Here is a 3,221-nt window from a genome sequence, read left to right as displayed (position 1 = left end):
CCAGGGCGGGTAGTTCCCCCGGGTCGAAGGAGCCGTCGGCGTCGAGTACGCAGACCAGGTCGCTCTCGGCGGCCTCGACACCGGTGTGCACAGCCGCGCCGTATCCCCGGCGGGGTTCGTGCACCACCCGGGCGCCGTGCCGGACGGCCACCTCCGGGGAGCCGTCCCGGGAGCCGTTGTCCACCACGATCGCCCGGTAGCCGGGCGGCAGCGCGGCCAGCACGCCGGGCAGGGCGGCGGCCTCGTCCAGGCAGGGCAGCACCACGTCGATCTGAGTCGGCATATCGCCGACGCTAGGTCCACGCCGGGCCGCCGGGGTCCGGATCGGCCTTACGGAACCCTTACCGACCAGGGATTTCTTACCATCCCGTGACGGACCGGCGGTTCGGCTGACGGGCGCGGCCGGGGGTGCGTAACGTCCCGTCGACATGAGACCCGCCACCCTCGCCGACCGCCGCAGCGCCGACCGGCAGCCGAGACGGGACCGGGCCGACCTGGTCGTCCTCGGCGTCGAGGCGGCGCTGCTGCTCGCCGCCGTGGCGGTCGGCGCGGTGCTCAACCACCGGGGCGTGGGCCTGCACGCCGACGCCGCGCCGCTCTACGCCACCTGGCAGCCGCACGTCGGCTGGGGCACGCCGGTCGCGGTGCTGGTGGCGCTCGGCGTCCTCGGCCCCGGCTCGCGCTGGGCGCGGACCGCTCGGTGGGGACCGCTGCTGGCCGCCGGTTGGCTGGCGGCGACCGCGTGGACGCTGGCGCTGGCGTTGATCGACGGCTGGTCGGCGGGGCTCACCCGGCGGCTGACCGTTCAGGCGGAGTACCTGCACGAGGTGCCCGGGGTGACCGACGTGCCCCGGATGCTGGCCGGTTTCGCCGACCGGATCCTGGACTTCCAGCCGGACTCCTGGTCGACCCACACCGCCGGACACCCGCCGGGCGCGTTGCTGGTCTTCGTCGGGCTGGACCGGGTCGGCCTCGGTGGCGGCACCGCCGCCGCGCTGGCCTGCGTCCTGGTCGGGGCGACGGTGACGGTGAGCGTCCCGGCCGCCCTGCGGGCGTTGGGCGCGGCCGACGAGGCCCGGACCGTGCTGCCGTTCCTGGTGCTGCTGCCGGGCGCGGTCTGGGTCGGCGCCTCGGCGGACGGCCTGTTCACCGGCGTGGTCGCCGCCGGGCTGGCCCTGCTGGTGGTGCGCGGCCCGGCCGCGGCGCTGGCCGGCGGGCTGCTACTCGGCGGGGCGCTGTACCTGTCGTACGGCTTCGTGCTCGTCGGTCCGCTCGCGCTGGCGGCGCTGGCGCTGCGTCCGACGGGTCGGGTCGGGCCTGCTCGCCGCGGCAGCCGGGGTCGGCGCGGTGGCGGCAGCGTTCACCCTGGCCGGTTTCGCCTGGTGGGAGGGGTACGCCCGGGTGGTGGAGCGGTACCACCAGGGCTGGGCCGCCGACCGCCCGTACGCATATTGGGTCTGGGCGAACCTGGCGGCGCTGCTGCTCTCGGTGGGTCCGGTGCTCGGGCCGGCGGTGCGGCACCCCTGCGGGCTGGCCGCCTCGGCAGATGGGGCGGCACGGCCGGCGGCGCGCGGGTCGGCCGGTGGTGGTCGGTGCCCGCCGACCGGGTCCGGGCGCTCGGCCCGACGGTCGCCCTGCCGGCGGCCGCCGCGCTGGCGGTCGTCGCGGCGGACCTGTCCGGGATGAGCAAGGCCGAGGTGGAACGGATCTGGCTGCCGTTCGTGGTCTGGGCGCTGGTGGCCACCGCGCACCTGCCGCCCGCACCGGCGCTGGTGGCTGGCCGGACAGGCGGCCACCGCGCTGGCCGTGAACCACCTGCTGCTGACCGTCTCCTGACCACCGCCGGCACTGCCCGGCCGGGCACGGCGGGCTCAGCCGGCCACGGCGGCCGGTTCGCGCAGCGGGTCGGTGGCGAAGGCGGTCACCCCGTCGACGAAGCCGACCGCGGGGGTGTAGCCGAGCAGCTCCCGCGCCCGGCGCGGGTCGGCGACCACGTGCCGTACGTCGGCCGCGCGGGCCCCGCCGACCACCACCGGGGCGGGACCGTCCATCGCCGAGGCGAGCGCGGCCGCCAGGTCGCCGACGGTGTGCGGCTCACCGGAGCAGATGTTGACCGGGACCAGTCCGTCCGGCGTGGGCGCCGTGAGCGCCAGCAGGTTCGCCCGCGCCACGTCCGTGACGTGCACGAAGTCCCGCCGCTGCCGGCCGTCCTCGTACAGCCGGGGCGGCTGCCCGTCGGCCAGGGCCGAGCGGAAGATCGAGGCCACGCCGGCGTACGGGGTGTCGCGGGGCATCCGGGGGCCGTAGACGTTGTGGTATCGCAGCGCCCATACCCCGCCGCCGGTCTGCCGGGCCCAGGCGGCGGCCAGGTGCTCCTGTGCCAGTTTGCTGGCCGCGTACGTGCTGCGTGGCTCCAGCGGGGCGTCCTCGCCGACGAGGGCGCAGGTGAGGGTGCCGGCGCAGTGCGGGCAGGTCGGGTCGTACCGGCCGGCGGCCAGGTCGGCGGGGCGGCGGGCGGCGGGGCGGACGGTGCCGTGGCGGGCGCACTCGTAGTGTCCCTCGCCGTAGACCACCATGGAGCTGGCCAGCACCAGACGGGACACCCCGGCCCGGTGCATGGCGGCGAGCAGCACCGCCGTGCCGTAGTCGTTGTGGCTGGCGTAGGCGGGGGCGTCGGACGGGTCGAGCCCGTGGCCGACCATGGCCGCCTGGTGGCAGACCGCGTCGACACCGGACAGCAGCCGGTCGAGCAGCGCGGGGTCACGAACGTCCCCGACGACCGGGTCGTGCGGGCGGGACCACTCGGGCATCCCGCCCCCGTGCGCTTGGGGCAGCAGCGCGTCCAGGCAGACCGCCTCGTGCCCCTCGGCGACGAGCAGGTCCGCGACCTGGGATCCGACGAAGCCGGCCGCGCCGGTGACCAGTATCCGCATGCCGGTCACGCTAGGTCAGCCGCGGTGTCCGGCGGGCCGGTTCGCGGCAGACGTCAGCATTCCGTAAGGCACCGCCGGTAATCCTTCGGTAATGCGGCGAAGCGGGCCGGCCGGCGGCGCCGACGTCTAGCGTTCCGGGTGACGTCCTGCCCGCCAGGGGCGGGAATCAGCGACCGACGGGAGGACCCGTGCCCACGCCGCCGCCCGATCCACCGCCGGCCGCCGGCCACCGCGGGTCCGGCCGCCCGGACGATCCCGACGGTCCGGGGCGGCCGGCCGGAGCCGGAT

General features: G+C 76.8%; 2 protein-coding genes and 1 pseudogene. 1 reads left to right on the top strand and 2 read right to left on the bottom strand.

All coding sequences use genetic code 11. The features are described from left to right. The coding region (locus tag MRQ36_RS32740; RefSeq protein ID WP_242801691.1) for a glycosyltransferase family 2 protein at positions 1-283 on the bottom strand (283 nt) is incomplete at its 3' end. Between the two features lie 145 nt (positions 284-428). On the opposite strand from MRQ36_RS32740, the pseudogene MRQ36_RS32735 reads away from it, so the two are divergent. Continuing rightward, positions 429-1,836, top strand: a pseudogene (locus MRQ36_RS32735) (hypothetical protein). 35 nt (positions 1,837-1,871) lie between these two features. Here MRQ36_RS32735 and MRQ36_RS32730 read toward each other — a convergent pair. After that, positions 1,872-2,933 carry an NAD-dependent epimerase/dehydratase family protein gene (locus MRQ36_RS32730; protein WP_242801689.1) on the bottom strand — a complete coding sequence of 354 codons (1,062 nt, stop codon included), beginning with the start codon at positions 2,931-2,933 and terminating at the stop codon, positions 1,872-1,874. Positions 2,934-3,221: the final 288 nt, after the last annotated feature.

The organism is Micromonospora sp. R77 (assembly GCF_022747945.1).
In the GTDB taxonomy this organism is placed as follows: Bacteria; Actinomycetota; Actinomycetes; order Mycobacteriales; family Micromonosporaceae; genus Micromonospora.
The sequence above is the reverse complement of the archived record's forward strand: the minus strand, read 5'-3'. Positions and strand labels throughout refer to the sequence as shown.